At 73.5% G+C, this 25,217-nt stretch carries 24 protein-coding genes; 6 read left to right on the forward strand and 18 right to left on the reverse strand.

Annotation, left to right across the window (positions count from 1 at the left end):
- Nucleotides 1-2: 2 nt before the first annotated feature.
- The 6 genes from kdpB to AC230_RS17000 form a co-directional block, all read right to left on the reverse strand.
- The gene (gene kdpB / locus AC230_RS16975) at nt 3-2,114 is read right to left on the reverse strand and encodes a potassium-transporting ATPase subunit KdpB (protein ID WP_049717110.1); all 2,112 of its coding nucleotides are present in this window, start codon (nt 2,112-2,114) and stop codon (nt 3-5) included.
- A complete protein-coding gene (gene kdpA, locus AC230_RS16980; protein ID WP_049717111.1) occupies nt 2,111-3,802 on the reverse strand; it encodes a potassium-transporting ATPase subunit KdpA in 1,692 nt (563 codons plus the stop codon). Before kdpA ends, kdpB begins: the two co-directional genes overlap by 4 nt.
- Nucleotides 3,803-3,810: 8 nt before the next feature.
- A complete protein-coding gene (kdpF, locus tag AC230_RS31205) occupies nt 3,811-3,900 on the reverse strand; it encodes a K(+)-transporting ATPase subunit F (protein ID WP_049717112.1) in 90 nt (29 codons plus the stop codon).
- 339 nt (nt 3,901-4,239) lie between these two features.
- Nucleotides 4,240-5,010: a DUF3710 domain-containing protein gene (locus tag AC230_RS16990; RefSeq protein ID WP_049717113.1), complete on the reverse strand. Its 771-nt coding sequence runs from the start codon at nt 5,008-5,010 to the stop codon at nt 4,240-4,242.
- Between the two features lies 1 nt (nt 5,011).
- A complete protein-coding gene (gene dut / locus AC230_RS16995) occupies nt 5,012-5,509 on the reverse strand; it encodes a dUTP diphosphatase (protein ID WP_049717114.1) in 498 nt (165 codons plus the stop codon).
- Nucleotides 5,509-6,093: a PaaI family thioesterase gene (locus tag AC230_RS17000; RefSeq protein ID WP_078871326.1), complete on the reverse strand. Its 585-nt coding sequence runs from the start codon at nt 6,091-6,093 to the stop codon at nt 5,509-5,511. The genes dut and AC230_RS17000 overlap by 1 nt, the downstream gene beginning before the upstream one ends.
- A gap of 59 nt (nt 6,094-6,152) precedes the next feature.
- On the opposite strand from AC230_RS17000, the gene AC230_RS17005 reads away from it, so the two are divergent.
- Nucleotides 6,153-6,605: a DUF3093 domain-containing protein gene (locus tag AC230_RS17005; protein WP_049717116.1), complete on the forward strand. Its 453-nt coding sequence runs from the start codon at nt 6,153-6,155 to the stop codon at nt 6,603-6,605.
- Here AC230_RS17005 and AC230_RS17010 read toward each other — a convergent pair.
- The 4 genes from AC230_RS17010 to AC230_RS17025 form a co-directional block, all read right to left on the reverse strand.
- The gene (locus AC230_RS17010; RefSeq protein WP_049717117.1) at nt 6,595-7,470 is read right to left on the reverse strand and encodes a hypothetical protein; all 876 of its coding nucleotides are present in this window, start codon (nt 7,468-7,470) and stop codon (nt 6,595-6,597) included. The genes AC230_RS17005 and AC230_RS17010 overlap by 11 nt on opposite strands.
- Nucleotides 7,471-7,484: 14 nt before the next feature.
- Nucleotides 7,485-7,781: a DUF4193 domain-containing protein gene (locus tag AC230_RS17015; RefSeq protein WP_004949312.1), complete on the reverse strand. Its 297-nt coding sequence runs from the start codon at nt 7,779-7,781 to the stop codon at nt 7,485-7,487.
- A 428-nt stretch (nt 7,782-8,209) separates the two neighbouring features.
- Nucleotides 8,210-9,481 carry a sensor histidine kinase gene (locus tag AC230_RS17020; protein ID WP_049717118.1) on the reverse strand — a complete coding sequence of 424 codons (1,272 nt, stop codon included), beginning with the start codon at nt 9,479-9,481 and terminating at the stop codon, nt 8,210-8,212.
- A gap of 1 nt (nt 9,482) precedes the next feature.
- Nucleotides 9,483-10,136 carry a response regulator transcription factor gene (locus AC230_RS17025; RefSeq protein WP_049717119.1) on the reverse strand — a complete coding sequence of 218 codons (654 nt, stop codon included), beginning with the start codon at nt 10,134-10,136 and terminating at the stop codon, nt 9,483-9,485.
- Nucleotides 10,137-10,496: 360 nt separating this feature from the next.
- Between AC230_RS17025 and AC230_RS33050 the strand changes: the two genes are divergently transcribed.
- Nucleotides 10,497-10,664, forward strand: coding sequence for a hypothetical protein (locus AC230_RS33050; protein WP_198535550.1), 168 nt, complete (start codon nt 10,497-10,499; stop codon nt 10,662-10,664).
- 81 nt (nt 10,665-10,745) lie between these two features.
- Here AC230_RS33050 and AC230_RS17030 read toward each other — a convergent pair whose 3' ends face one another.
- A complete protein-coding gene (locus AC230_RS17030; protein WP_049717120.1) occupies nt 10,746-11,537 on the reverse strand; it encodes an inositol monophosphatase family protein in 792 nt (263 codons plus the stop codon).
- A gap of 9 nt (nt 11,538-11,546) precedes the next feature.
- Nucleotides 11,547-12,674, reverse strand: a complete 1,128-nt coding sequence (locus AC230_RS17035; protein ID WP_049717121.1) for a ferrochelatase — start codon at nt 12,672-12,674, stop codon at nt 11,547-11,549.
- 197 nt (nt 12,675-12,871) lie between these two features.
- On the opposite strand from AC230_RS17035, the gene AC230_RS17040 reads away from it, so the two are divergent.
- A complete protein-coding gene (locus AC230_RS17040) occupies nt 12,872-14,137 on the forward strand; it encodes an MFS transporter (protein WP_049717122.1) in 1,266 nt (421 codons plus the stop codon).
- Nucleotides 14,103-15,416: a D-arabinono-1,4-lactone oxidase gene (locus AC230_RS17045; RefSeq protein ID WP_049717123.1), complete on the forward strand. Its 1,314-nt coding sequence runs from the start codon at nt 14,103-14,105 to the stop codon at nt 15,414-15,416. The genes AC230_RS17040 and AC230_RS17045 overlap by 35 nt, the downstream gene beginning before the upstream one ends.
- A gap of 41 nt (nt 15,417-15,457) precedes the next feature.
- Here AC230_RS17045 and AC230_RS30355 read toward each other — a convergent pair whose 3' ends face one another.
- A complete protein-coding gene (locus AC230_RS30355; RefSeq protein ID WP_053161221.1) occupies nt 15,458-16,351 on the reverse strand; it encodes a hypothetical protein in 894 nt (297 codons plus the stop codon).
- A 347-nt stretch (nt 16,352-16,698) separates the two neighbouring features.
- Here AC230_RS30355 and sepH point away from each other — a divergent pair, with 347 nt between their 5' ends.
- Entirely contained in the window at nt 16,699-17,766 is a 1,068-nt protein-coding gene (gene sepH, locus AC230_RS17055) for a septation protein SepH (RefSeq protein WP_078871327.1), read from the forward strand.
- A 58-nt stretch (nt 17,767-17,824) separates the two neighbouring features.
- On the opposite strand, the gene AC230_RS17060 is transcribed toward sepH, so the two are convergent.
- On the reverse strand, nt 17,825-18,670 hold the full coding sequence (locus AC230_RS17060) for a sulfurtransferase (RefSeq protein WP_049717125.1): 846 nt from the start codon (nt 18,668-18,670) through the stop codon (nt 17,825-17,827).
- A gap of 288 nt (nt 18,671-18,958) precedes the next feature.
- Between AC230_RS17060 and AC230_RS17065 the strand changes: the two genes are divergently transcribed.
- The gene (locus AC230_RS17065) at nt 18,959-19,753 is read left to right on the forward strand and encodes a VOC family protein (RefSeq protein WP_049717126.1); all 795 of its coding nucleotides are present in this window, start codon (nt 18,959-18,961) and stop codon (nt 19,751-19,753) included.
- On the opposite strand, the gene AC230_RS17070 is transcribed toward AC230_RS17065, so the two are convergent.
- The 4 genes from AC230_RS17070 to AC230_RS17085 all read right to left on the reverse strand — a co-directional run bounded on the left by AC230_RS17070 (nt 19,728) and on the right by AC230_RS17085 (nt 25,167).
- Complete coding sequence (locus AC230_RS17070) at nt 19,728-20,432, reverse strand: thymidine kinase (protein WP_049717127.1); 705 nt, start codon at nt 20,430-20,432, stop codon at nt 19,728-19,730. The two genes, AC230_RS17065 and AC230_RS17070, sit on opposite strands and share 26 nt — an antisense overlap.
- A 61-nt stretch (nt 20,433-20,493) precedes the next feature.
- A complete protein-coding gene (locus AC230_RS17075; RefSeq protein WP_049717128.1) occupies nt 20,494-21,702 on the reverse strand; it encodes an alkaline phosphatase family protein in 1,209 nt (402 codons plus the stop codon).
- Complete coding sequence (locus AC230_RS17080; protein ID WP_049717129.1) at nt 21,702-22,289, reverse strand: DUF5998 family protein; 588 nt, start codon at nt 22,287-22,289, stop codon at nt 21,702-21,704. The genes AC230_RS17075 and AC230_RS17080 overlap by 1 nt, the downstream gene beginning before the upstream one ends.
- A 94-nt stretch (nt 22,290-22,383) precedes the next feature.
- A complete protein-coding gene (locus tag AC230_RS17085) occupies nt 22,384-25,167 on the reverse strand; it encodes a bifunctional acetate--CoA ligase family protein/GNAT family N-acetyltransferase (RefSeq protein WP_049717130.1) in 2,784 nt (927 codons plus the stop codon).
- Nucleotides 25,168-25,217 lie beyond the last annotated feature (50 nt).

Here is a 25,217-nt window from a genome sequence, read left to right on the forward strand (position 1 = left end):
CGTCACCCGATGCCAGGGATGAGGGTCAGGAGCAGGTCGATGATCTTGATGCCGATGAACGGGGAGACCAGGCCGCCCAGTCCGTAGATCAAGAGGTTGCGGCGGAGCATCGCGTCCGCGCTCATCGGCCGGTAGCGGACGCCCTTGAGGGCGAGCGGCACCAGGGCCACGATGATCAGCGCGTTGAAGATGACGGCCGACAGGATCGCCGACTGCGGCGAGTGCAGGCTCATGATGTTGAGCTTGTCGAGGCCGGGGTAGGCCACGGCGAACATCGCGGGGATGATCGCGAAGTATTTGGCGACGTCGTTGGCGATGGAGAAGGTCGTCAACGCGCCCCGGGTGATCAGGAGTTGCTTGCCGATCTCGACGATCTCGATGAGCTTGGTGGGGTTGGAGTCGAGGTCCACCATGTTCCCGGCCTCCTTGGCGGCCGAGGTGCCGGTGTTCATCGCCACGCCCACGTCGGCCTGGGCCAGGGCCGGCGCGTCGTTGGTGCCGTCGCCGGTCATCGCCACGAGCTTGCCGCCGGCCTGCTCGCGCTTGATGAGCGCCATCTTGTCCTCGGGCGTGGCCTCCGCCAGGAAGTCGTCCACGCCCGCCTCCTCCGCGATGGCCCGCGCCGTCAGCGGGTTGTCACCCGTGATCATGACGGTCTTGATGCCCATGGCGCGCAGTTCGTCGAAGCGCTCCCGCATGCCCTCCTTGACGACGTCCTTGAGGTGGATGACGCCGAGGACGCGCGCGCCCTTGTCGTCCTCCACGGCGACCAGCAGCGGGGTGCCGCCGGCCTGGGAGATGTCGTCGGTGAGCCCGCGGGCGTCGTCGGCGACCGAGCCGCCCCGCTCCTCGACCCAGGCGACGACCGAACCGGTCGCGCCCTTGCGGACCTTGCGGCCCTCGACGTCCACGCCGGACATGCGCGTCTGGGCGGTGAAGGGGATCCACTCGGCGCCGACGAGCTCGCCCTCGTGGCGCTCCCGCAGGCCGTACTTCTCCTTGGCGAGGACGACGATCGAGCGGCCCTCGGGCGTCTCGTCCGCGAGCGACGAGAGCTGCGCCGCGTCGGCGACCTCGGCCGCCATCGTGCCCCTGACGGGGACGAACTCGGCGGCCTGGCGGTTGCCGTAGGTGATGGTGCCGGTCTTGTCGAGCAGCAGCGTCGAGACGTCACCGGCGGCCTCGACCGCGCGGCCGGACATCGCCAGGACGTTGCGCTGGACGAGCCGGTCCATGCCCGCGATGCCGATCGCGGACAGCAGCGCGCCGATGGTGGTCGGGATGAGGCAGACCAGCAGCGCCGCGAGCACGATCATCGTCTGCTCGGCGCCCGCGTAGATCGCGAACGGCTGGAGGGTGACGACCGCCAGCAGGAAGACGATGGTCAGCGACGCCAGCAGGATGTTGAGGGCGATCTCGTTGGGCGTCTTCTGCCGGGCCGCGCCCTCGACCAGGTTGATCATCCGGTCGATGAAGGTCTCGCCCGGCTTTGTCGTGATCTTGATGACGATGCGGTCGGAGAGGACCTTGGTGCCGCCGGTGACGGCCGAGCGGTCGCCGCCCGACTCCCGGATGACCGGGGCGGATTCACCGGTGATCGCCGACTCGTCGACGCTCGCCACGCCCTCGACCACGTCGCCGTCGCCCGGGATCACGTCGCCCGCCTCGCAGACGACCAGGTCGCCGACGCGCAGTGCGGTGCCGGGCACCGACTCCTCGCCGCCGTCGCCGGTCAGCCGGCGCGCGACGGTGTCGGTCTTGGCCTTGCGCAGGGTGTCGGCCTGGGCCTTGCCGCGGCCCTCGGCGACGGCCTCCGCGAGGTTGGCGAAGAGGACGGTCAGCCAGAGCCAGACGGTGATCGTCCAGCCGAACCAGTCGCCCGGGTCCTTCAGCGCGAGGACGGTGGTGACCACCGAGCCGATCTCGACCACGAACATCACCGGGGACTTGACCATCACCCGGGGGTCGAGCTTGCGGAACGCGTCGGGCAGCGACTTCACCAGCTGCGCGGGGTCGAACAGGCCGCCGGAGACGCGGCCTTGCTCCCCGCCGCCGTGCGGACGCTCCTCCTCGGTGCCCTCGGGGGCGGTACGGGCAGGGGTGGTCGTGCTCATGAAAGTCCCTCCGCCATCGGGCCAAGGGCCAGGGCCGGGAAGTAGGTGAGGCCGGTGATGATGAGGATCGCGCCCACGAGCAGCCCGGCGAACAGCGGCTTCTCGGTGCGCAGGGTGCCGGCGGTCTCGGGGACGGGCTTCTGCTCCGCCAGCGAGCCGGCCAGCGCCAGGACGAACACCATCGGCAGGAAGCGGCCGAGCAGCATCGCGAGGCCGATCGTGGTGTTGTACCAGGGGGTGTTGGCGTTCAGGCCCGCGAAGGCCGAGCCGTTGTTGTTGGCACCCGAGGTGAAGGCGTACAGGACCTCGGAGAAGCCGTGCGCGCCGCTGCCGTGCGCCGAGTTGCCCGCGGTGTTGAGGATCGAGTCCGGCGGGGACGACAGCGCCATGGACAGGGCGGTGAAGCCCAGCACCAGGGTCGGCGTGATGAGGATGTAGCAGGCGGCGAGCTTGATCTCACGGGTGCCGATCTTCTTGCCGAGGTACTCGGGCGTCCGGCCCACCATCAGGCCCGCGATGAACACCGCGATGATCGCCATCACGAGCATGCCGTACAGGCCGGAACCGACGCCGCCGGGCGCGATCTCGCCGAGCATCATGCTCAGCAGGGTGATGCCGCCGCCCAGTCCGGTGAAGGACGAGTGGAAGGAGTCCACCGCGCCGGTGGAGGTGAGCGTCGTCGTGGTCGCGAAGATCGCCGAGGCGCCGACGCCGAAGCGCTGCTCCTTGCCCTCCATCGCGCCGCCGGCCGCCTGGAGCGCCGGGCCGTGGTGCGCGTACTCGGTCCACATCATCAGCGCGGTGAAGCCGAGCCAGATCACGCCCATCGTGGCCAGGATCGCGTAGCCCTGCTTGACGTTGCCGACGAGCTTGCCGAACGTGCGGGTCAGCGCGAAGGGGATGACGAGGATCAGGAACGCCTCGAAGAGGTTGGTGAAGGCGTTCGGGTTCTCGAAGGGGTGGGCCGAGTTGGCGTTGAAGTAGCCGCCGCCGTTGGTGCCCAGCTCCTTGATGACCTCCTGCGAGGCCACGGCGCCGCCGTTGACCTGCTGGGTGCCGCCGGTGAGCTGCCCGATCCCGTGGATGCCCGCGAAGTTCTGGATCGCGCCGCAGGCGACCAGGACCAGCGCGCCGACGACCGAGATCGGGATGAGGATCCGGACGGTGCCGCGCACCAGGTCGGCCCAGAAGTTGCCCAGTTCGCCGGTGCGGGACCGGGCGAAGCCGCGGACGAGGGCGATGGCCACGGCCATGCCGACGGCGGCGGAGACGAAGTTCTGCACCGCCAGGCCCAGCGTCTGGACGGCGTGGCCCATGGCCTGCTCGCCCGAGTACGACTGCCAGTTGGTGTTGGCGACGAAGGAGGCGGCGGTGTTGAACGCCTGGTCCGGGCTGATCGCCGTGAAGCCCAGCGAGAGGGAGTGCGGCAGCACGCCCTGGATCCGCTGGAGCAGGTAGAGGAAGAGGACGCTCGCGAGGGAGAAGGCGAGGACGCCGCGCAGATAGGCGGGCCAGCGCATCCCCGCGGACGGGTCCGCGCCGATGAGGCGGTAGATCAGCTTCTCGGCGCGCAGGTGCTTCTCGGAGCTGTAGACGCGGGCCATGTAGTCGCCGAGCGGGCGGTAGACCAGCGCCAGCGCCGCGACGAGCGCGGTGAGCTGGAGGACTCCGGAGAGGACGGGGCTCATGTGGGTGCTCAGAACCTCTCCGGGAAGACGAGGGCGAGGACCAGGTAGCCCAGGAGGGCGACGGCCACGACCAGGCCGACGACGTTCTCGGTGCTCACAGCTTCGCCACCCCCTTGGCGACGAGAGCCACCAGCGCGAAGACCGCGGCACAGGTGACGACGAAGGCCACGTCGGCCATCGTGTGCTCCTAGAGAGTTCGGACATGAACGGACCTCTAGAGGAAACCTCCCTTACCGACCGGTACAGCGTTCGTTGACGCCTCCCTTACGGCCATTAGCGCCCCCTTGACGAGATTCATACGGGGGCGGTCCGGACCTGCGAAAACGCCGCCGGGCCGGAACCCCGGCAAGGGGTTCCGGCCCGGCGGAAGGATGCAATCCGGCCGTCTGCGACCGGTGTCGGTGCCGCTCGGAGCGGGTGTGACCGCTCCTGAGCGGTCAGCGGACCTCGGAGATCTCCGGTCCGCGCTGGAGGCGCTCCACGCCGCCCGCGAAGCGCGACTGGCCCTCCTCCTGGAGGCCCTCGGCGACCATCTGGGCGTCGTCGGGGAGCTTGAGGACGATCGGGTCGCGGGGCGCCATCGGGGACTCGCCGCGCACGACGACGGTGTCCCGGAAGACCTGCTCCAGCAGGCCCGCGGTCTGCGGCTGCACGGCGCCCTGGCCCGAGATCACCCCGCGCAGGAACCAACGCGGGCCGTCACAGCCCACGAAACGCACGAGCTGCACGCCGTTCGTCCCGTCGGGCAGGGCGACGGGCACCTGCGCCCGCAGCTCCCAGCCCAGCGGGCCCTGCACCTCGTCGACGACACCGCCCTGCTGGGTGATGCCGGCGGCGATCTCGTCACGCACCTCGTGCCAGATGCCCTCCCGCTTGGGGGCGGCGAAGGCCTGCAGCTGCACGGCGCTGTCGCGCAGCACCACGGTCGCGGCGACGATGGCGTCCCCCGCGACCTCGACGCGCAGCTCCATGCCGTCGACCCCGGGCACGTAGAGCCCGCCCAGGTCGACGCGGCCCTCGGCGGGTGCGTGCACCTCGGAGACGTCCCACGGCCCGTCCGGACGAGGCTCGGGCTCGAGGCGCACCCGGTGCTCCTCGGCGTCCTCCTCGCCCTCGTCGGCGAGGGAGTCCTCCGCGGTCTGCTCGGAGGTCACGTCGTCGATCCGTTCGACGGCGTCCTCGCTGCGCTTGCGGCGACGACCGAACACGTCACTGTCCTTCCCGGTCAGAGGCGACCGAAGCGAATCCATGCCCCACGGCGTCGTGGCCCCCGGTGGACCCGAAGCCCCCTTCGCCCCGCGCCGAGCCGGGAAGCTCCGCCACCTCGTGGAAGCGGACCTTCTCGACCTGCTGGACAACCAATTGGGCGACGCGGTCGAACCGCTCGAACCGCACGCTCTCGCGCGGGTCCAGATTGACCACAATCACCTTGATCTCTCCACGGTACCCGGCATCGATGGTCCCCGGGGCATTCACCATGGAGACCCCGCAGCGGGCGGCGAGACCGGAACGCGGGTGCACGAAGGCCGCATACCCATCGGGGAGCGCGATCGACACCCCGGTGGGCAGCACGGCCCGCTCCCCGGGGGCGAGGACGGCCGGCTCCGTGGTCACCAGGTCGCAGCCGGCGTCGCCGGGGTGCGCGTAGGAGGGGAGCGGTACGCCGGGATCGATCCGGTGGATCAGGACGTCGACGGGCTGACGCATCAGGGGTTCACCTCGAAGGCTCGCACGACCTTCAGCTGGTCGGGGTCGGAAAGCGCCGCGCTGATCTCGGCGGGACGGCCGTTCTTGACGAAGTGCTCCATCTTGACCTCGATGAACACCGCGTCGGCGCGGACCGCGACCGGCCCCTCGGGGCCGCCGATCCGGCCGGTGGCCGTGCAGTAGATCTTGCGGCCGTGCACGGCGGTGATCTCGGCGTCCAGGTGCAGCACGGTGTCCACGGGGACGGGCAGCACGAAGTCCGTCTCCAGCCGGCCGGTCACCGCGATGACGCGGGTCAGCCAGTTCAGCGACCCCAGCGTCTCGTCCAGCGCCGTCGCCAGCACCCCGCCGTGCGCCAGGCCGGGGGCTCCCTGGTGGGCCTCCCTGACCCGGAACTCGGCCGTCACGCGCACGCCCTCGCCGGCCCGCACCTCCAGGTGCAGACCGTGCGGGACACCGCCGCCGCAGCCGAAGCAGTTGTCGTAGTGCGCCCCGATGACCTCGCCCGGCGCGGGGGCCTCGGGGTGCCGCACCGGCGGCCGGGCGTCGGCCGGCGGTGTCAGCGCTGTCGTTCGTCCACTCACAGGGGCTGACCTTACCCGCGCGAGCGGCACCCGGTCCCGTCCGTGCCAAGCTTGGGCTCATGCAGCCTTACGAAGAACGCCTGACCGCACCCCGATCCTGGTGGGTCGTCGCGGTGCTCGCGGGGATCGCGATGGCCCTGATCCTGCTGCCGCTGGGCCCGGTGCCGACGCTCGTCGGGTTCGCCGGCGCGACGGCCCTGGCCGCGATCGCCGTGAGCTCCTACGGCTCCGCGCGGATCCGGGTGGTGGGCGGCGCCCTGGTCGCGGGGGACGCCCGGATCCCGGTCGAGGCGCTGGGCGAGGCCGAGGTGCTGGACGCCGAGGAGGCGCGTGCCTGGCGCACGCACAAGGCCGACACCCGGGCGTTCATGCTGCTGCGCGGCTACGTGCCCACGGCCGTGCGCGTCGAGGTCACCGACCCGGACGACCCGACGCCGTACGTCTACCTCTCCACCCGCTCCCCCGAGCGGCTGGCGGCGGCCCTGGCCGCGGCCCGGGGCGTCAGGAGCTGAGGCCCCGGGGGCCGGGGCCGTCCTCGGGGAGCTGCTCCCAGGGCACCTGGCGGCGGCGCAGGTCGGCGCGGACCTTGGCGGCCAGCTTGCGGGTGTCCCTGCGGTTCATCACCGCGCCCACGGTGGCGCCGATCATGAACGGGGTCAGGTTGGGGAGGTTGCGGAAGGTGCGCTTGAGGACCTGCTGGCGCAGCTCGCGCCGCAGCTGTCCGCCCAGCGCCATGTTGACGGTCTTGGGCGAGGTGACGTCGACCCCGCGCTCGTCGGCCCAGGCGGCGAGGTAGGCCATCGCCCGCTGGCGCCGGGTGCCGGGCGCCCGGAGGCCGTAGACCTCGTGCAGCTCGGCGATCAGTTTGAACTCGACGGCGGCGACGCCGACGATCTCGGCGGCGAGCTCCGCCGGCATGGCCGGGGGCACCGGCAGCATCGCCGCGGCCCCGATGCCGGCCCCCACGGTGGACGTGCCGTTCGCGGCACCGGCCACCAGCTTGTCGGCGATCTCCTCCGGGCCGAGGCCCGGGAACTGGGCCCGCAGGGTCGCGAGGTCCCGCACCGGGATCCGCGGCGCGTTGGCGACGATCCGGTCCGTGACGGCGCTCAGCCCCGCACGCGCGCTGCGGCCCCACCGCCGGGCCCTGCCGTGCGTCTCCGCCCCGGGCGGACCCTCCGCGGACGGCCCCTCTCCGGACGGATCCTCGACGCCGCGGCCGACCCCAGCGGCGAGCGAGGCCGCGGGGCCCCGCTCGGCGGTCGTGCCGGCCGCGCCGTCCAGTACACCCTCCCCCGGCCCCGTGCCGTCCCCCGCCGGCCCCAGGGCCCGGATGCGTCGTGCGCGCCGCTTCCGGAACGGTTCCGAGCCTGCCATCGCAGACCCGCGCCTCACTCGCAGTCGCGGCAGATCGGCTGGCCGTTCTTCTCACCGGCCAGCTGGCTGCGGTGGTGCACGAGGAAGCAGCTCATGCACGTGAACTCGTCCGCCTGCCGGGGCAGGACGCGCACGGACAGCTCCTCGTTGGAGAGGTCCGCGCCGGGGAGCTCCAGGCCCTCGACGGCCTCGAACTCGTCGACGTCGACGGCCGACGCCGACTTGTCGTTCCGCCGGGACTTCAGTTCCTCGATGCTGTCCTCGTTGACGTCATCGTCGGTCTTGCGTGGGGTGTCGTAATCCGTTGCCATGTCGCTCTCCCCCTCTGGGTGTCTGCGGTGTCTCCAGCGCACGTAACGCGTGAGGAGCCGGACTTGTGCCCGACCCGAGGCGGAGATTTTGCCTCACATCAAGGTCTGTTACTCAATCGACACCCAACCGCACACCTGAAGAGGTGATCGGATCGGGTGGCGAACGGGACCGTACACGGTCCGCAGGCCGCTCGTGGCGGCGCCATCTCCTGTACTTCCCGTGATCAAGACCCCCGGAAACCCTCATTTTCCGGGCATTCGGCGGGGGTCTTCGGTCACGGAGCGTGGGTGGCCGGATGCCGCCGCGTGTGATCGATCACACACGACGACAGCGTCCACCAGACCGGGAAAATTCCGCGCAAAGCGAACCCGGGTCCGCCGTATTGTCGCAGATTTCCCGGCCCTGTGACGGGGCCCGGGGGAGTCTGTCAGGTCGGCAGGACGACCCTCATGACCAGCCCGCCGCCCTCCCGGGGCACCGCCGTGATCCGGCCGCCGTGCGCCCGGGCCACCGAGCGGACGATGGACAGGCCGAGGCCCACGCCCTTGTCGCTGCCGGTGCGCTCGGTGCGCAGCCGGCGGAACGGCTCGAAGATGTTGTCCAGCTCGTAGGCGGGCACGACGGGGCCGGTGTTCTCCACGACCAGCACCGCCTCGCCCTGCCGGGTCTCGGTGGTGACCTCGACCCAGCCGTCCGGGACGTTGTAGCGGACAGCGTTCTGCACCAGGTTGAGGGCGATCCGCTCCAGCAGGACGCCGTTGCCCTGCACCACGGCGGGCTGCCGGGTGCCGCGCAGCTCCACGCCCTTGGTCTGGGCCTCGGCACGGGCCTGGTCGAGGGCCCGGGTGGCGACCTCCGCGAGGTCGACGGGCTTGCGGTCCACGATCTCGTTGTCGCTGCGGGCCAGCAGGAGCAGGCCCTCCACGAGCTGCTCGCTGCGCTCGTTGGTGGCCAGCAGCGTCTTGCCCAGCTGCTGGAGCTCCGGCGACGCCCCCGGGTCCGAGAGGTGCACCTCCAGCAGGGTGCGGTTGATCGCCAGCGGGGTGCGCAGCTCGTGCGAGGCGTTGGCCACGAAGCGCTGCTGGGCCGTGAAGGCCCGCTCCAGCCGGTCGAGCATCTCGTCGAAGGTGTCCGAGAGCTCCTTGAGCTCGTCGTCCGGACCGCCGAGCTCGATGCGCCGGGTCAGGTCGGTCGCGGCCACCCGGCGGGCGGTGCGCGTGATCTTGCCCAGCGGCGAGAGGACGCGGCCGGCCATGGCGTAGCCGAAGGCGAAGGCGATCACGGCAAGCCCGAGCAGGGCCAGCAGGGAGCGACGGAGCAGGCCGTCGAGGGCCAGGGCGCGCTGGTGCTGGGTGCAGGTCTTGACGCCCTGCATGAACTGGTTGTTGTCGCTGATGTTGGCGAGGTCGGGGCAGTTGGTGGCCACCCGGACCTTGCCCTCGACCAGGCTGAACGGCAGCTCGCTGCCCTGCCGCATCGCGTCCGCCGCCAGCAGGTAGATGATCGTCAGCAGCAGGACGCCGGCCATCAGGAACATTCCGCCGTACAGCAGGGTGAGCCGTATCCGGATGGTGGGCCGCAGCCAGGGGAAGGGGCGGACCACCGGCTGGCGGGGATCCCAGGCGGGTCTGGGCGGGGAGCCCGGCGGGGGCGGGGCCGAGGGGGGCGTGGGCGGGGAGGCGGGGGACGAGGCGGCCATCTCAGATCCGGTATCCCGAGCCGGGGACCGTGATGATCACGGCGGGCTCGCCCAGCTTGCGGCGCAGCGTCATGACGGTGACACGGACGACGTTGGTGAAGGGGTCGGTGTTCTCGTCCCAGGCCTTCTCCAGCAGCTGCTCCGCGGAGACCACGGCGCCCTCGCTGCGCATGAGCACCTCCAGGACCGCGAACTCCTTGGGGGCGAGCTGCACCTCGCGGCCGTCGCGGAAGACCTCCCGGCGGTTGGGGTCCAGCCGGATGCCGGCCCGCTCAAGGACGGGCGGCAGGGCGACCGTGGTGCGCCGGCCCAGGGCCCGTACGCGGGCGATGAGCTCGCTGAAGGCGAAGGGCTTGGGGAGGTAGTCGTCGGCGCCGATCTCCAGGCCCTCGACGCGGTCGCTGACGTCGCCGGAGGCGGTGAGCATCAGGATGCGGGTCGGCAGCTGGAGCTCCACGACCTTGCGGCAGACGTCGTCGCCGTGGACGACGGGCAGGTCGCGGTCGAGGACGACCACGTCGTAGTCGTTGACGGCGATGCGCTCCAGGGCGGCGGCTCCGTCGTACACGACGTCGACGGCCATGGCCTCCCGGCGCAGTCCGGTGGCGACGGCGTCTGCGAGCAGCTGCTCGTCCTCGACGACGAGTACGCGCACGGCGCTGGTTCCTTCCGTAGGGGCCCGGCGGGCCTGGTGGGGACGGTCCGCGCGGGCGTCGGGGCAGGCGCGACGGACCATGGTGAGTCCCTCCATCGTGCCTCCTCACCCGGTAAACCGGCTGTAAGGGGTGCCGGGCGGCGAGCGGGGGGAGATTCGGGCCTGTTTGCGGACGGCATGTTTCCGTCCGGACGGGGGTGGGGAAGACGTACGCACACCCGCGATCACGACCCTCTGTCGCGGTACGCCCCGATCCGCCGTACCGCACGGGTACCACCACGCACGTGATCGTCCCGGCTCCGGCCGGGATCCCCCGGCACACCCCCGTGCCAACCGAGCCGACCCAGGAGGGGGCGCAGCATGGACGCGTTCACCGCCGGCATTCTGCAGCGCATAGAGAGCACGCGGCAATCTCTCGACCGGGCCCGCCGCAGCGGCGACGACTTTCTCATCGACATGGAGCAGTCGCAGCTGGACGACCTGCACCGCCTCGCGGCGGAGCACGGCGTCGAGGTCAGCGCCGCCTGACCCCTGAGCCGGTCCCGTGATGACCGGGAAGCGCCCCGGTGCGTACGTCGCACCGGGGCGCTTCCCTGTGACCGGCCGGGTTCAGTCGTGCCAGGCGCCCAGCTCCTCCAGGCGGGCCTGGAGCGGCTCGAAGAGGCCGGGCGCGGCGGCGACGGTCAGCTCGCCGGAGGCCGGCCGGCCGGGGCGGCCGCCGGTGAGGGCGCCCGCCTCGCGGGCGATCAGGGCGCCGGCCGCGAAGTCCCAGGGGTTGAGGCCGCGCTCGTAGTAGCCGTCGAGCCGGCCGCAGGCCACGTCGCACAGGTCGATGGCGGCCGCGCCGGCCCGGCGGATGTCGCGCACCTCGGGCAGCAGGGCGCGCACCACCTCGGCCTGGGCGGCGCGGCGCTCGGTGAGGTAGCCGAAACCGGTGCCGACGAGCGCCTGCGCGAGCGGGGCCGCGGGGCGCGCCCGCAGCCGCCGCCCGCCGCAGTACGCGCCCTCGCCGAGCACCGCGTGGTAGGTCTCGCCGCGCATCGGCGCGGCGACCACTCCGACCACCGCCTCCCCGTCCAGCTCGGCGGCGATGGAGACGGCCCAGGAGGGCAGGCCGTAGAGGTAGTTGACGGTGCCGTCGAGCGGGTCGACGACCCAGCGGACCCCGCTGGTGCCCTCGCTGCTGGCGCCCTCCTCGCCGAGGAGCCCGTCGTGCGGGCGCCGCTCGGCGAGGAAGCCGGTGATCAGCTTCTCGGCGGCGAGGTCCATCTCGGTGACCACGTCGACGGAGCTGGACTTGGTCGCCGCCACGCCCAGGTCGGCCGGGCGGCCGTCCTTGAGGAGGGCGCCGGCCCGGGCGGCGGCCTCCAGGGCCACCGCCAGGAGCTCGGAGTTGCTCATGGTGCTTCCTTACGCGTACGGGCTGTCGGCGCCCGCGGCGGCGGGGCGGGGGGAACGGGCCGGGCAGCAGCCGACCGGGCACAGGTCGTGGGAGGGGCCGAGGGCGCCCAGGGCGCAGCGCTCGGGCCGCTCGCCGCGCTCGGCGGCGGCGCGCTCCAGGACCAGCTCGCGGACGGCGGCGGCGAAGCGCGGGTCGGCGCCCACGGTCGCGGCGCGGGCGACGGGCAGGCCCAGCTCGGCGGCCTTGGCGGTGGCCTCCGTGTCGAGGTCGTACTTGACCTCCATGTGGTCGGAGACGAAGCCGATGGGGACCATGACGACGGCCGGGACGCCCTCGCCGTGCAGCGTCTCCAGGTGGTCGCAGATGTCGGGTTCGAGCCAGGGGATGTGCGGGGCGCCGCTGCGGGACTGGTAGACGAGCCGCCACGGGCGGTCGGTGCCGGTCTCGGCGCGCACGGCCTCGGCGATCGTCCGGGCGACGTCCAGGTGCTGCGCGACGTAGGCGCCGCCGTCGCCGTGGTCCTCGACGGGGCCCGAGGTGTCGGCGGCGGCGGTGGGGATGGAGTGGGTGGTGAAGGCGAGGTGGGCCCCGGCGCGGACCTCCTCGGGCAGCTCGGCCAGGGCGGCGAGCGTGGCGTCGGCCATGGGGCGGACGAAGCCGGGGTGGTTGAAGTAGTGGCGCAGCTTGTCGATCCGCGGCACGGGCAGGCCCTCGGCCTCCAGGGTGGCCAGGGCGTCGGCGAGGTTCTCGCGGTACTGGCGGCAGCCGGAGTAGGAGGCGTAGGCGCTGGTGGCCAGGGTGATGACGCGGCGGTGGCCGTCGGCGACGAGCTGCCGGAGGGTGTCGGTCAGATACGGCGTCCAGTTGCGGTTGCCCCAGTAGACCGGCAGGTCGAGGCCGGCGGCGGCGAACTCCTCGCGCAGGACGCGGAGCAGCTCGCGGTTCTGGTCGTTGATGGGGCTGACGCCCCCGAAGAGGAAGTAGTGCAGGCCGACCTCCTTGAGCCGCTCGCGGGGGATGCCGCGGCCGCGCGTCACGTTCTCCAGGAAGGGGACGACGTCGTCCGGGCCCTCGGGGCCGCCGAAGGAGAGCAACAGCAGGGCGTCGTACGGGGCGTGGGCTGGCTGATCCGACATGGCTCCGATCCTGCCACCCGCCACTGACAGCCGCCGCACCCGGCTCGGGTTACCGACGGTGCCCCAGGGCTTGAAATTGCCGTGCGACGAACAGACGTTCACTCGTAAGCTGTATGGGCCACCCAAGGCCCTTACGGCACCCTCGTGTCGAACCTCTCGTTCCCGGAACCTCGCGTTCCCCTGAGTGCGGAGTCGGCTTGTCCAGTCCCTACCGTGCGATCTTCGCCGCTCCCGGCGCCAAGGGCTTCTCCGCGGCCGGACTCCTCGGCCGCATGCCGCTGTCGATGATGGGCATCGGCATCGTCACCATGGTCTCCGAGCTGACCGGCCGGTACGGGCTGGCCGGAGCGCTCTCCGCGACCCTCGCGCTGGCCACCGCCGTGATGGGCCCGCAGGTCTCGCGCCTGGTCGACCGTCACGGACAGCGCCGCGTCATGCGGCCCGCCACGCTGGTCGCGGCGGCGTCGACGGCCGCCCTCCTGCTGAGCGCCCAGCAGGGCTGGCCCGAGTGGACCCTGTTCCTCTTCGTGCTGGGCGTGGGCACCGTGCCGAGCGTGGGCTCGATGGTGCGGGCCCGCTGGTCCGCCCTCTACGCCGACTCCCCCGAGCGGCTGCACACCGCCTACTCCGCCGAGTCCGTGATCGACGAGGTGGTCTTCATCGCCGGGCCGCTCCTCGCCATCGGCCTGTCCACCGGCTGGTTCCCCGAGGCCGGTCCCCTGCTGGCCGGCGTCTTCCTCGTCGCCGGCGTCTTCTGGCTCACCGCGCAGCGCGCCACCGAGCCCGCGCCGGCCCCGGCCGCCCACCGCTCCGGCGGCTCGGCGCTGCGCTCGCGCGGACTGCGGGTCCTGGTGGTCACCTTCGTCGCCACCGGCGGGCTGTTCGGCTCGATAGAGGTGGTGACGGTCGCCTTCGCCGAGGAGCACGGCCACAAGGCGGCGTCCAGCCTGGTGCTCGCGGTGTGGGCCCTCGGGTCGTGCCTGGCCGGCGCGGTGTTCGGGCTGCTGCACCCCAAGGGCGACCCGGCGCTGCGCTGGCTGCTGGGCGTGTGCGCCATGGCCGTGAGTATGATCCCCCTCCAACTGGTCGGGAACCTGGCCGTGTTGGCCGTGGCGCTCTTCTTCGCGGGTCTGGCCATCGCACCGACGATGGTCACCACCATGGCCCTCGTCGGGCACCACGTGCCCCGGGCGAACTTCACGGAGGGCCTGAGCTGGATGAGCACCGGCATGGCGGTCGGTGCGGCGCTCGGTTCGTCCGTCGCCGGCTCGGTGGTCGACGCCGCCGGGGCCGGCCCGGGGTACGCGGTGCCCGGTGCCTCGGGCGCGCTGGCCGCGGTGGTCGCGTTCCTCGGATACCGCCGGCTGCGGCCGGCGCCGGAGCGGGCGGAGGCATCCGTTCCGCGAGCAAGGGGAGGGGCTGGGGCACATGACGGGGACAGTGAGGACGAGCGCGTGGCGTAACTGGGCGGGGAACGTGACCGCCCGCCCCGCGCGGACCGCGGCGCCGGCCACGGCGCGCGAGACGGCCGAGGCCGTCGCGTCCGCCGCGGCGGACGGCCTGCGGGTCAAGGCGGTCGGCTCGGGGCACTCCTTCACCGCGGCGGCCGTCACCGACGGACTGCTGATACGCCCCGACCGGCTGACCGGCGTGCGCGCGGTCGACCGCGCGGCCGGGACGGTGACGGTCGGCGCGGGCATGCGGCTCGGCACCCTCAACCGGCTGCTGTCCGCCCACGGTCTGTCGCTGACGAACATGGGCGACATCATGGAGCAGACCGTCTCCGGCGCGGTCGCCACCGGCACCCACGGCACCGGCCGCGACTCGGCCGCCATCGCCGCGCAACTGCGCGGAATCGAGCTGGTCACCGCGGACGGCACGGTCCTGGAGTGCTCCGCCGCGCGGCACCCGGAGGTCTTCGCGGCGGCCCGGGTGGGGCTCGGCGCCCTGGGCGTGATCACGGCGCTCACCTTCGCCGTGGAGCCGGAGTTCCTGCTGACGGCCCGTGAGGAGCCCATGTCCCTGGGGCGGGTCATGGCGGAGTTCGATTGGCTCGTGGCCGAGAACGAGCACTTCGAGTTCTACTGGTTCCCCCACACCGAACACTGCACCACCAAGCGCAACAACCGTGCCGCGGGGCCGGCGGCGCCGCTCGGCCGTGCCGCGGCCTGGCTGGACGACGAGCTGCTCTCCAACGGCCTGTTCGGAGCGGTGTGCGCGCTCGGCCGGGCCGTTCCCGCGACCGTGCCCGGCATGGCCCGGCTCACCGGGCGGGCCCTGTCGGCCCGCACCTACACCGACATCCCGTACAGGGTCTTCACCAGCCCGCGCCGCGTCCGCTTCCTGGAGACGGAGTACGCCCTGCCGCGCGAGGCGGCGCTGTCCGCCCTGCGGGAGCTGCGCTCGGTCGTCGAGCGCCGCCGGCTGCGGGTGAGCTTCCCCGTGGAGGTGCGGACGGCGCCCGCGGACGACATCCCGCTGTCCACGGCGTCCGGGCGGGAGACGGCGTACATCGCCGTGCACATGTACCGGGGGGCGCCGTACCGGGAGTACTTCTCCGCCGCGGAGCAGGTCATGGTCGCGCATGGGGGGCGGCCCCACTGGGGGAAGCTGCACTCGCGTGACGCGGCCTACCTGTCCGGCGTCTACCCCCGCTTCGCGGAGTTCACCGCCGTGCGGGACCGCCTGGATCCCGGACGGGTGTTCGCGAACGCGTACCTGCGCCGCGTGCTCGGCGAGTGAGTGGCCCCGGCCCCTCTGGGGGAGGGGCTGGGGCAAACCTCCTACGGCGCCGCAGTCGCCGGCGGAGCCGTCACCGGCGGCGGCGTCTTGCCACCGGAGGACCCGCCACCAGCCGCATCCGGCGACTTGTCCGGACTCGGCGAGGACCCGCCGGAGCCTCCGGAGGAGCCGGAGCCACCGGAGGACGAGCCGCCGGCGTCCGGCGACTCCTTCCCCGAGGCGTCGGGCGACGGCGAGGACCCGTCCTTGCCGTCCGACTCGCCGCCCCCGCCGGAGGCGGCCCCGGAACCGGAATCCGATCCGGAATCCGGAGTTCCGGATGCACCGGACGTGCCGCCGGACGTACCGGACGTACCCGAGTCCGGCACCGACGACCTCCCCTTCTCCTTCTCCTTCTTCTGCTCGTGCCCCGACGCCCCGCCCGAGCCCCCGCCCTGGAACGTCCGCACGATCGTCGTCCCGCCCTTCTCCCCGTCCGCGCTCTTCCCGGACACCAGCTCGACCGCCGTCACCGCGCCCATCGCCAGGACGAAGACGGAGCCGGCGGCCAGCAGTGAGCGCTTCCACCCGCGCAGCCGGGTGCCATGCGTCGTGCCCTCGGAGTATTCGGTGGAGTACCCGGGCGGGAAGGGGTGCGCACCGGCGTGCGCCCCGTCGTCGAGCGGCGGCACCTGCCGCGCCCGGGGCCGCGCGGCCTGGACGGCCACGTCCCGCACCTGCTCGCCCGTGCGCCGGAACAGGTGCTGGAAGACGGTGCCGCCCGTGGTGGCGATCACGCTGACGACACCGGCGCCGAGCACGGTGCCGTAGACACCGAGCCGGCCCGCGAGCAGCGCCGCGACGACGGCCGCGAGGGCACTCCCGGCGACCTGGGCGACGCTCAAGTCCAGGCGCCTGCCCTTGGCCTTTGCGTCACTTTCGGCTTTGTCGTCCATCTCCGGCCTCTGTCGAACCTTTCGCACCTCTTGCAGCCAGAAGAGACATTCGAGCGTAACGAACAGTTCCGAATCCGTTGATTGTGTGAAACTCGCCACCCGTGGGAAGGTCTCCGGCGCACGAGGGCACAATCAACTCCCTTGCCGGACGTGAACATCGATGGCGCGCCGCTCCACCCCCAGTGGTCCGAATGGAGTACTGTGGCGAGCCCGGCCCCGGTATTCCGTCCGGCTGCCCGGACCCGACCGGGAAGGGCCCGGGCGGCTCTCGCCCCGTCAACTCGGCAATGTTGTGGCAGGCTGCTACCCGGGCAGGCCACACTCGACTAGCGGAAGCAGCGACGCACGTGACGTCGGCAGGCACCACCCGGGAGGTCCCCATGCCCGAACTGCGTGTCGTGGCCGTCTCCAACGACGGCACACGGCTGGTGCTCAAGGCAGCGGACAGCACGGAGTACACCCTCCCCATCGACGAGCGGCTGCGCGCCGCCGTGCGCAACGACCGCGCACGCCTGGGCCAGATCGAGATCGAGGTGGAGAGCCACCTCAGGCCCCGGGACATCCAGGCCCGGATCCGGGCCGGTGCCTCCGCGGAGGAGGTCGCCCAGCTCGCCGGCATCCCCGTCGAGCGCGTGCGGCGCTTCGAGGGGCCCGTCCTGGCGGAGCGCGCGTTCATGGCCGAGCGCGCCCGCAAGACGCCCGTGCGCCGGCCCGGCGAGAGCACCGGGCCGCAGCTCGGCGAGGCCGTCGCCGAGCGGCTGCTGCTGCGCGGCGCCGAGAAGGACACCGCCCAGTGGGACTCGTGGCGGCGCGACGACGGCACCTGGGAGGTGCTGCTCGTCTACCGCGTGGCCGGTGAGCCGCGCGCCGCGAGCTGGACGTACGACCCGCCCCGGCGGATCGTCTCTGCGCTGGACGACGAGGCCCGGGCGCTGATCGGCGAGACCGAGGACACCCCGGAGCCGAGCTTCCCCTTCGTCCCGCGCATCGCGCGGCTGCCCCGCGAGCGGCACCCGGAGCGCGCGGAGCGGACGCCCCCGGGCGGCGCGCCGGAGTCCGGGGACGCCACCGCGCCGGAGGAGGGCGGCAAGGAGCGGGACTCCCTGACCAGCCTGCTGGAGGCCGTGCCCAGCTTCCGGGGCGACATGGTCGTCCCCGAGCCGTCGCCGGCCCCGGCGGCCGAGGAGGCGCCGGCGGAGGAGGCCGAGGCCGTGGAGCCGCCCGCCCCGGCGGCGAGCGCCGGTGCGGCCTACGCGGACGTGCTGATGCCGCGTTCCGTCGCGGGGCACCGCGAGCGGCTGATCGGCACCACGGACCGCCAGGCGGAGGCGGACGGGGTCCGTCCGGGCCGCCGCGCGGCGGTGCCCAGCTGGGACGAGATCGTCTTCGGCACGCGCCGCAAGAAGCAGGAGTAGCCGCAAGCAACAGGAGTAGCCGGGGGCGGCCCCTCCCGCGAGGGGCCGCCCCCGGGCATCAGCCCGGCTGCGGCCCGGTGGCCACCGGACGCGCCGGGTCCGCCGTCCAGTCGCTCCAGGACCCCGCGTACAGCACCGCCGGCACCCCCGCCACCGCGAGCGCCAGGACCTCGTGCGCGCCGGAGACGCCGGAACCGCAGTAGACGCCGACCTCCGCGCCCGGCACGGCGCCGAACGCGGCGAAGCGCTCCGCCAGTTCCCCGGCGGGCCGGAAGAGGCCGTCGGCGGTGACGTTCTCCATGGTGGGCGCGGAGTGCGCGCCGGGGATGTGCCCGGCGACCGGGTCCAGCGGCTCCACCTCGCCGCGGTAGCGCTCCCCCGCCCGCGCGTCCAGCAGCACCCCGCGCCGGGCCAGCGCGGCGGCCTCGTCCGCGTCGACGAGCAGCGGGCGCGCCCCGGGCGCGGGGACGAAGTCGCCCTCGGGCACGTCGGGCACCTCGGTCGTCACCGCCCCGCCGCGCGCCGTCCACGCGGGCAGACCGCCGTCCAGGACGCGTACCGAGGGGTGTCCCGTCCAGCTCAGCAGCCACCATACGCGCGCGGCGCCCCAGCCCTGCCCGCCGTCGTAGACGACGACGCCGCGGTCGGTCCGGACGCCGGCCCGGCGCATCGCCGCGCCGAACGCGCCCGGCTCGGGCAGCGGATGACGGCAGCCGGGGCCGGGCCCCTTCGGCCCCGTCAACTCCGTTTCCAGGTCGAGGTAGACCGCGCCGGGGATGTGCCCGGCGTCGTAGTCCGGGCGGCGCGACACCGCGCCCATCTCCCAGCGGATGTCGAGCAGGACCGGCGGCCGCTCCCCCGCCAGTTCCGCGCCCAGTTCCTCTGCGCTGATGATCGCATTCATGGCAGCCATCCTGGCGTAGTCGGCGTGCGACCGACAGGCGCCCTGGTGCCCCGGTTCCGGCCGATCGATACTGGACGGCAACGGCCCCGAAACGGAAGCGAAACGCGATTTCCGGTCTCTTCCCATGAGTTCCCGCGGGAACCAGTGAAATCCGGCGCGGCCGGGGGGCATGTCACCACCGGTGGTGCAAACATCTGCACTCAGGCACCGTCCTGTACCACCCCGCGCACATCGGTCCCCGCACGGGAGAACGCGCGGCCACCACGATGGTCCGAGGAGAGAGCGACGATGACCGAGGTATGGGGTTCCTCCCCGCGGCGGGGGCGGCCCGCCGGGCACGCCCCCGGCACTCCCTGCTGGACGAGCCTCCTGGTGCACGACCTGGAAGCGACCAAGGACTTCTACGGCGGCCTGTTCGGCTGGAGCTACTACAGCCCCGGGCCGCGCCAGCTCGGTCCGTACGTCCGCGCGACGATCGACGGGCGGGACGTGGCCGGCATCGGCGAACTGCCGCCCGACCGGCGGCCGACGACGGCGTGGACCACCTATCTGGCGAGCGACGACGCGGACTCCGCCGCGGAGTGGATCCGCTGTTCCGGCGGCACGGTCGGGGTCGGGCCGCTCGCCGCCGACGACATCGGCCGGCTGGTCCTCGCGTCCGACCCGGCCGGCGCGCCCTTCGGCGTCTGGCAGGGGCAGGAGCTGACGGGTCCGCAGCCCTCCGGCGTGCCGGGCACGCCGGTGTGGCACGAGCTGGTCACCCAGGACGCGGCGGCGGTCGTGAAGTTCTACCGCTCGCTGTTCGGTTACGAGACCAAGCCGGCCGGATCCGCCGACTGCGACCGGATCACCCTGCTACTGGACGGCCGGCCGGTCGCCTCGGTCCGCGGCGCCGGGGCGGCGCTGCGCGACCCGCACTGGACCACCTGGTTCGAGGTGTCCGACGCCGACGACGCCGTCCGGCGGGCCGAGGAGCTGGGCGGCCGGGTGCTGACCCCGCCGCACGACGAACCGGCGGGCCGCACGGCCTCGGTCGAGGATCCGGAGGGTGCCGTCTTCACCCTGCTGCGGACGGCCCGTTAGCCGCGCCGGCCGATTCGGCGCCGACGACGGGTTCGGGGTCCACCGGCAGCACGTCGGGGGAGAGCGCGGCCGCCCGCGCCGCGGCCGCCGTCATCCGCCGGCGGTGGTGACGGCGGCACAGCACCTCGTAACCCACCACCGCCTCCGGCTGGTTGACGTCCCCGACGACGACCTGGGCGCCCTCGACGACCATCTGCCCGCCGACCGTGCGGGCGTTGTGGGTGGCGCGCGCCCCGCACCAGCAGAGCGCCTCGACCTGCAGGACCTCGATGCGGTCGGCGAGCTCGACCAGCCGCTGTGAGCCGGGGAAGAGCCGGGTGCGGAAGTCGGTGGTGATGCCGAAGGCGAAGACGTCCAGTTCGAGGTCGTCGACGACGCGGGCCAGCTGGTCTATCTGCTCGGGGGCGAGGAACTGGGCCTCGTCGCAGATGACGTAGTCGGCGCGGCCGCCCGAGGAGAGGTGGCCGACGATGTACGCGTAGAAGTCGAAGCCCTCGCCCGCCTCGACGGAGTCCGTCACCAGGCCGAGCCGCGAGGACAGTTTGCCCTCGCCCGCGCGGTCGTCGCGGGTGAAGATCATCCCTTGCAGTCCGCGGGCCGAGCGGTTGTGCTCGATCTGCAGAGCGAGGGTGCTCTTTCCGCAGTCCATGGTTCCGGAGAAGAACACCAGCTCGGGCATGGGAAGGCCAATGCCTTTCGTTCGTGGGGGTCGTGCGGGGTCGTGCGGGTCGGCGGGGTGCTCAGGAGCGCACTTCGAGGAGCGGGACGAGCTGCTCGACGGGGGTCATGGAACCGTGCAGGCCGACCATCGCGGACTCGTTGGGCTCGGTCTCGGTCGCGACGATCGCGACGTCGTCCCGCGCGGCGGCGACGACGTCGCCGATCCGCGCGTACACCCGGTCGTCCACACCGGTGCCCGGCGGGCCGAACCAGCCCGCCTCGATGGCCTCGTCGCGCCCGGCCACCCACATCCGCTCCCCCAGCACCTCGCGCCACACGGCGAGCACATCGGCGGCCGCGCCGGGGACCGCGTAGACGTGCCGGGCCCGCGCCTCGCCGCCGAGGAGGGCCACGCCGGCGCGCAGCTCCCAGTCCTCGTCGAAGTCGACGCGCGCCTCGGGGGTGAAGGGGATGTCGATCATGCCGTGGTCGGCGGTGACGTACAGCACGGAACGCGGCGGCAGTTGCTCGGCGAGCCGCTGGGCCAGCAGGTCCACGTACATCAGCTGGCCGCGCCACTCCTCGGAGTCGACGCCGAAGCGGTGGCCCTTGCCGTCCACCTCGCTGTAGTACGTGTACACCAGCGAGCGGTCGGCGGCGCCGAGTTGCTCGGCCGCGAAGTCCATCCGGTCCTCGCCGGAGAGCCGGCCGTGGAAGGTGCCGCCGCTGAGCGCGATCTTCGTCAGCGGGGTGTGCTCGAAGTCGGGGGCGGAGACCTGGCAGGTGTGGATCCCCGCGTCGTCCGCGAGGGAGAAGACCGTGGGGTAGGGCTGCCACTGGTGCGGATCCGTCCAGGGCCGCCAGCGCAGCTGGTTCATCAGCTGTCCGGTCGCGGGGTCGGCGACGGTGTAGCCGGGCAGGCCGTGGACGCCGGGGGGCAGGCCGGTGCCCACCGAGGCCAGCGAGGTCGCCGTGGTGGAGGGGAAGCCCGCGGTCAGCGGCGTACCGGTGCCGTTGCCCGAACTGCCCAGCAGGGAGTGGAGGAACGGCGCCTCGGCGGGGTGGGCGCGCAGCAGCTCCCAGCCCAGACCGTCGATCAGGAAGACGCAGACCCGGTCGGCGGGCGCCAGTTCCAGTCCGGAGCGGAAGCCCGGGACGCCCAGGCCGGCCACGGCGGAGGGCAGCAGGTCGGCCAGCGAGCCGGTGCCGTAGCGCGGCAGCGGCGCGGAGCGCGGGTCCAGGGGCGCGGGCTCGTACCAGGGGGAGCCCGCCGTCGTCGGGTGGGACATCAGCGGCCGGCGACCGCGGTCGCCTCGGAGAGGGCCTGGGCGAAGGCGAGGGTCTGGCGGACGCTGTCCGGCCCGTCGCCCGCCTCGCTGACGCGCAGACTGAGGTCGTCGGCGGTCGTGGAGCCCGTGTAGCCGTGGTCCGCGTCGCAGTTGGGGTCGCCGCAGGCGGCGGGCTCCAGGTCGATCCGGGAGACCGCTCCCCAGCCGATGGTGAGCACGACCTCGCGGGGCAGCGCGCCCGGGGTGTACGACTCGGGGTTGGCGACGACGCGGCTGACGACGACCGAGGAGATCCGCTCCAGCTTCACGGACTCGGTCGAGGTGGTGGCGTAGGGGGACGGCGAGGTGCCGTCGGCGGCCTGCTCGTCGGTGTGGCTGACGATGAACCGCGTGCCGGTGAGGACGAGGACCGTCACGTGACGGCGGACCTCGTTGGAGTCGAACGTCGTCTCCTGGTGCACCAGGTACGACACGACCGGCTCCCCGCCCACGGCCGCCTCCACGGCCTCGGCCACGAGGGCCGGGTAGTAGCCGCTGCGCTCGATCGCCGCGCGCAGCCCCTGGGTCGTCGTACCGGTCTTCGCCATACGCCCATCCTACGGGGCGTACGGAGCCCGGCCGCCGCCGATGCCCGCCCCGGTCCGGCGGATCCCGGCCATGTCCGGCGCCGCGGGCGCACGATCAGTACGACGGGAGACGGCGGGGGCCGAGATCCGAACGCGGCGGGGGCGGGGCCAGGCGCAGCGAGGCGCCCAGGACGTGGACGCCGTGCTGGGCGACGATCACCGGCTCCAGGTCGGCGCCGACGACCTCGGGGTGGTCGTCGACCAGCCGGGACAGGCGCAGCAGCAGCTCCTCCAGGGCCGGGGTGTCCACCGGGGCGGCGCCGCGCCAGCCGAAGAGCAGGGGCGCGGTGCGCACGGAGCGGATCAGCTCGGCGGCGTCGCGGTCGGTGGCCGGAACCAGGCAGTGCGCGGTGTCGCCGAGGAGCAGGGAGGGGGCGCCGGCCAGGCCGAAGGAGAGGACGGCGCCGGCGGCCGGGTCGATCGCGGCGCGGACGACGGTGTCGACGCCGCGCGGGGCCATGGCCTGCACCACCAGCCGGGTCTCCGAGGGCTTGCCGAGCAGCTCGGTCAACTCGGCGTAGGCGCGCAGCAGTTCCGCCTCGCCGCCGAGGTCGAGGCGGACGCCGCCGAGGTCGGCGCGGTGGCGCAGGTGCGGCGCGGTGGGCTTGAGGGCGACGGGGAAGCCGAGGCGGTGGGCGGCGGCCACGGCGGCGTCGGGGTCGGGGGCGGGCAGGGCGGGGAGCACGGCGATGCCGTAACGGGCGAGCAGGCGCTGGGTGTCGGCGGCGGAGAGGGTGACGGCGCGCGGGCCGGTGCCGCCGGTGGTGGTGGCGGCGCCGTGTGCGTCGAGGAGCACCTCGATGTCGGCGGCGGCGCCCGCCTCGTCGATGTCGTCGTACTCGGGGACGCGGCCGGGGGCCTCCTCGGTGCGGCGGCGCCACCGGGCGTAGCGCGCGGCCTGGGCCAGGGCCCCGGCGGCCCGCTCGGCGGCGGGGTAGGCGGGGATGCGGACGGAGGCGGGCGTCCCGGCCTCCTCGGGCACGGCGGCGAGGGCCTCGGCGAGGCCGGGCATCTCCAGGTGGACGACGCACACCGGCTTGGCCGCGGGGGCGGCGGCGACGGCGGAGCGCAGGGCCGCGGCGAGCTCCTGGGCGGACTCCTCGCCGACCCTCGGGATGACGGTGACGGCGACCGCGTCGCAGGCGTCGTCCGCCAGGGCGGCGGCGAGGGCCGCGCGGAAGTCCTCCGGGCGGGCGTCGGTGGTGAGGTCGAGCGGGGGGCGCGGGCGCAGGCCGTCGGTCAGGCAGGCGTCGTAGGTGAGCAGGGCCAGCGACTGGGAGTTGCCCAGGATGGCGACGCGGGGTCCGGCGGGGAGCGGCTGGGCGGCGAGCAGCAGCCCGGTGTCGGTGAGCTCGGTGACGGTGTCGACCCGGATGACGCCGGCCTGGCGCAGCAGGTCGGAGACGGTGGCGTCGGGGATGCGGGTGGTCGGCACGGTGTGCCCGGCGGGGGCGGCGGCGCCGTGCCGGGCGCCCTTGACCACGACGACGGGCTTGCGGCGGGCGGTGCGCCGGGCGAGGCGGGTGAACTTCCGCGGGTTTCCTATGGATTCGAGGTACATGAGGGCGACGTCGGTGCCGGGGTCGTCGTACCAGAACTGGAGGAAGTCGTTCCCGGAGAGGTCGGCGCGGTTGCCCGTGGAGACGAAGGTGGAGACGGAGGCGAGCCCGGCGAGGCCCGCGGCCCGCCGCTGGAGGCCGGAGAGGAGGGCGATGCCGATGGCCCCGGACTGACTGAAGAGGCCGACCCGGCCGGGGGCGGGCAGCTCGGGCGCGAGGGAGGCGTTGAGCCGGACGCCGGCGGCGGTGTTGACCAGGCCGAAGGAGTTGGGGCCGATGATGCGCATGCCGTAGGAGCGGGCGCGGCGGACCAGCTCGCGCTGGCGCTCGCGGCCCTCGGGCCCGCTCTCGGCGAATCCGGCGGAGAGCACCACGAGCCCCTGGACGCCGTGCTCGCCGCAGTCGGTGACGACGGGGAGCACCTCGGCGGCGGGCACGGCGACGACGGCGAGGTCGACGGGGCCGTCGATCGCGCGGAGCGAGCGGACGGCGGGGACGCCCTCGGGGTCGAGCCGCGTCCGCCCCTCCGGGAAGGCCCGGTTGACCGCGTGCACCCGGCCGGTGAAGCCGCCGGCCAGGAGGTTGCGCAGGACGGCGCGGCCCAGGCCGCCGGGCTCGCGGCCGGTGCCGACGACGGCGACGCTGCCGGGGGCGAGGAGGCGCTGGACGGAGCGGGCCTCGGCGCGCTGCTCGCGGGCGCGCTGGACGGCGAGCGAGCGGTCGGTGGGCTCCAGGTCGAGCTCCAGGCGGACGACGCCGTCCTCGAAGCTGCGCTTCTGGGTGTAGCCGGCGTCCGTGAACACCTTGATCATCTTGGTGTTGGCGGGCAGGACCTCGGCGGCGAAGCGGCGGATGCCGCGCTCCCGGGCCACCGCCGCGATGTGCTCCAGGAGGGCGGAGGCCACGCCGCGGCCCTGGTGGGCGTCCTGGACCAGGAAGGCGACCTCCGCCTCGTCCGTCGCGCCCGCCGCGGGGCGGCCCCGGGGGTCGATGCGGTCGTAGCGGACGGTGGCGATGAACTCGCCGCCGACGGTGGCGGCGAGGCCGACGCGGTCGTTGTAGTCGTGGTGGGTGAAGCGGTGCACATCCCGGTCGGACAGCCGGGGGTAAGGGGCGAAGAAGCGGTAGTACTTGGACTCGTCCGACACGTGCTCGTAGAAGCCGACCAGGCGCTCCGCGTCGTCGGGGGTGATGGGGCGGATCCGGGTGGTGCCGCCGTCGCGCAGGACGACATCGGCTTCCCAGTGGGCCGGGTAAGCGTGCTCGGACGGCGTCTGCATGGGGCCAGCGTACGGCCGGGCACCGACACCGCGACCGAGCACGGTCCGCA

This window comes from Streptomyces caatingaensis, from assembly GCF_001187435.1.
In the GTDB taxonomy this organism is placed as follows: domain Bacteria; phylum Actinomycetota; class Actinomycetes; order Streptomycetales; family Streptomycetaceae; genus Streptomyces; species Streptomyces caatingaensis.

Excerpts from the sequence above, each read along its gene's own strand:
- kdpB (WP_049717110.1), bottom strand. The coding sequence starts at position 2,114 with ATGAGCACGACCACCCCTGCCCGTACCGCCCCCGAGGGCACCGAGGAG.
- kdpA (WP_049717111.1), bottom strand. The coding sequence starts at position 3,802 with ATGAGCCCCGTCCTCTCCGGAGTCCTCCAGCTCACCGCGCTCGTCGCG.
- dut (WP_049717114.1), bottom strand. The coding sequence starts at position 5,509 with ATGCGTCAGCCCGTCGACGTCCTGATCCACCGGATCGATCCCGGCGTA.
- AC230_RS17005 (WP_049717116.1), top strand. The coding sequence starts at position 6,153 with ATGCAGCCTTACGAAGAACGCCTGACCGCACCCCGATCCTGGTGGGTC.
- AC230_RS17010 (WP_049717117.1), bottom strand. The coding sequence starts at position 7,470 with ATGGCAGGCTCGGAACCGTTCCGGAAGCGGCGCGCACGACGCATCCGG.
- AC230_RS17015 (WP_004949312.1), bottom strand. The coding sequence starts at position 7,781 with ATGGCAACGGATTACGACACCCCACGCAAGACCGACGATGACGTCAAC.
- AC230_RS17020 (WP_049717118.1), bottom strand. The coding sequence starts at position 9,481 with ATGGCCGCCTCGTCCCCCGCCTCCCCGCCCACGCCCCCCTCGGCCCCG.
- AC230_RS33050 (WP_198535550.1), top strand. The coding sequence starts at position 10,497 with ATGGACGCGTTCACCGCCGGCATTCTGCAGCGCATAGAGAGCACGCGG.
- AC230_RS17030 (WP_049717120.1), bottom strand. The coding sequence starts at position 11,537 with ATGAGCAACTCCGAGCTCCTGGCGGTGGCCCTGGAGGCCGCCGCCCGG.
- AC230_RS17035 (WP_049717121.1), bottom strand. The coding sequence starts at position 12,674 with ATGTCGGATCAGCCAGCCCACGCCCCGTACGACGCCCTGCTGTTGCTC.
- AC230_RS17045 (WP_049717123.1), top strand. The coding sequence starts at position 14,103 with ATGACGGGGACAGTGAGGACGAGCGCGTGGCGTAACTGGGCGGGGAAC.
- AC230_RS30355 (WP_053161221.1), bottom strand. The coding sequence starts at position 16,351 with ATGGACGACAAAGCCGAAAGTGACGCAAAGGCCAAGGGCAGGCGCCTG.
- AC230_RS17060 (WP_049717125.1), bottom strand. The coding sequence starts at position 18,670 with ATGAATGCGATCATCAGCGCAGAGGAACTGGGCGCGGAACTGGCGGGG.
- AC230_RS17065 (WP_049717126.1), top strand. The coding sequence starts at position 18,959 with ATGACCGAGGTATGGGGTTCCTCCCCGCGGCGGGGGCGGCCCGCCGGG.
- AC230_RS17070 (WP_049717127.1), bottom strand. The coding sequence starts at position 20,432 with ATGCCCGAGCTGGTGTTCTTCTCCGGAACCATGGACTGCGGAAAGAGC.
- AC230_RS17075 (WP_049717128.1), bottom strand. The coding sequence starts at position 21,702 with ATGTCCCACCCGACGACGGCGGGCTCCCCCTGGTACGAGCCCGCGCCC.
- AC230_RS17080 (WP_049717129.1), bottom strand. The coding sequence starts at position 22,289 with ATGGCGAAGACCGGTACGACGACCCAGGGGCTGCGCGCGGCGATCGAG.
- AC230_RS17085 (WP_049717130.1), bottom strand. The coding sequence starts at position 25,167 with ATGCAGACGCCGTCCGAGCACGCTTACCCGGCCCACTGGGAAGCCGAT.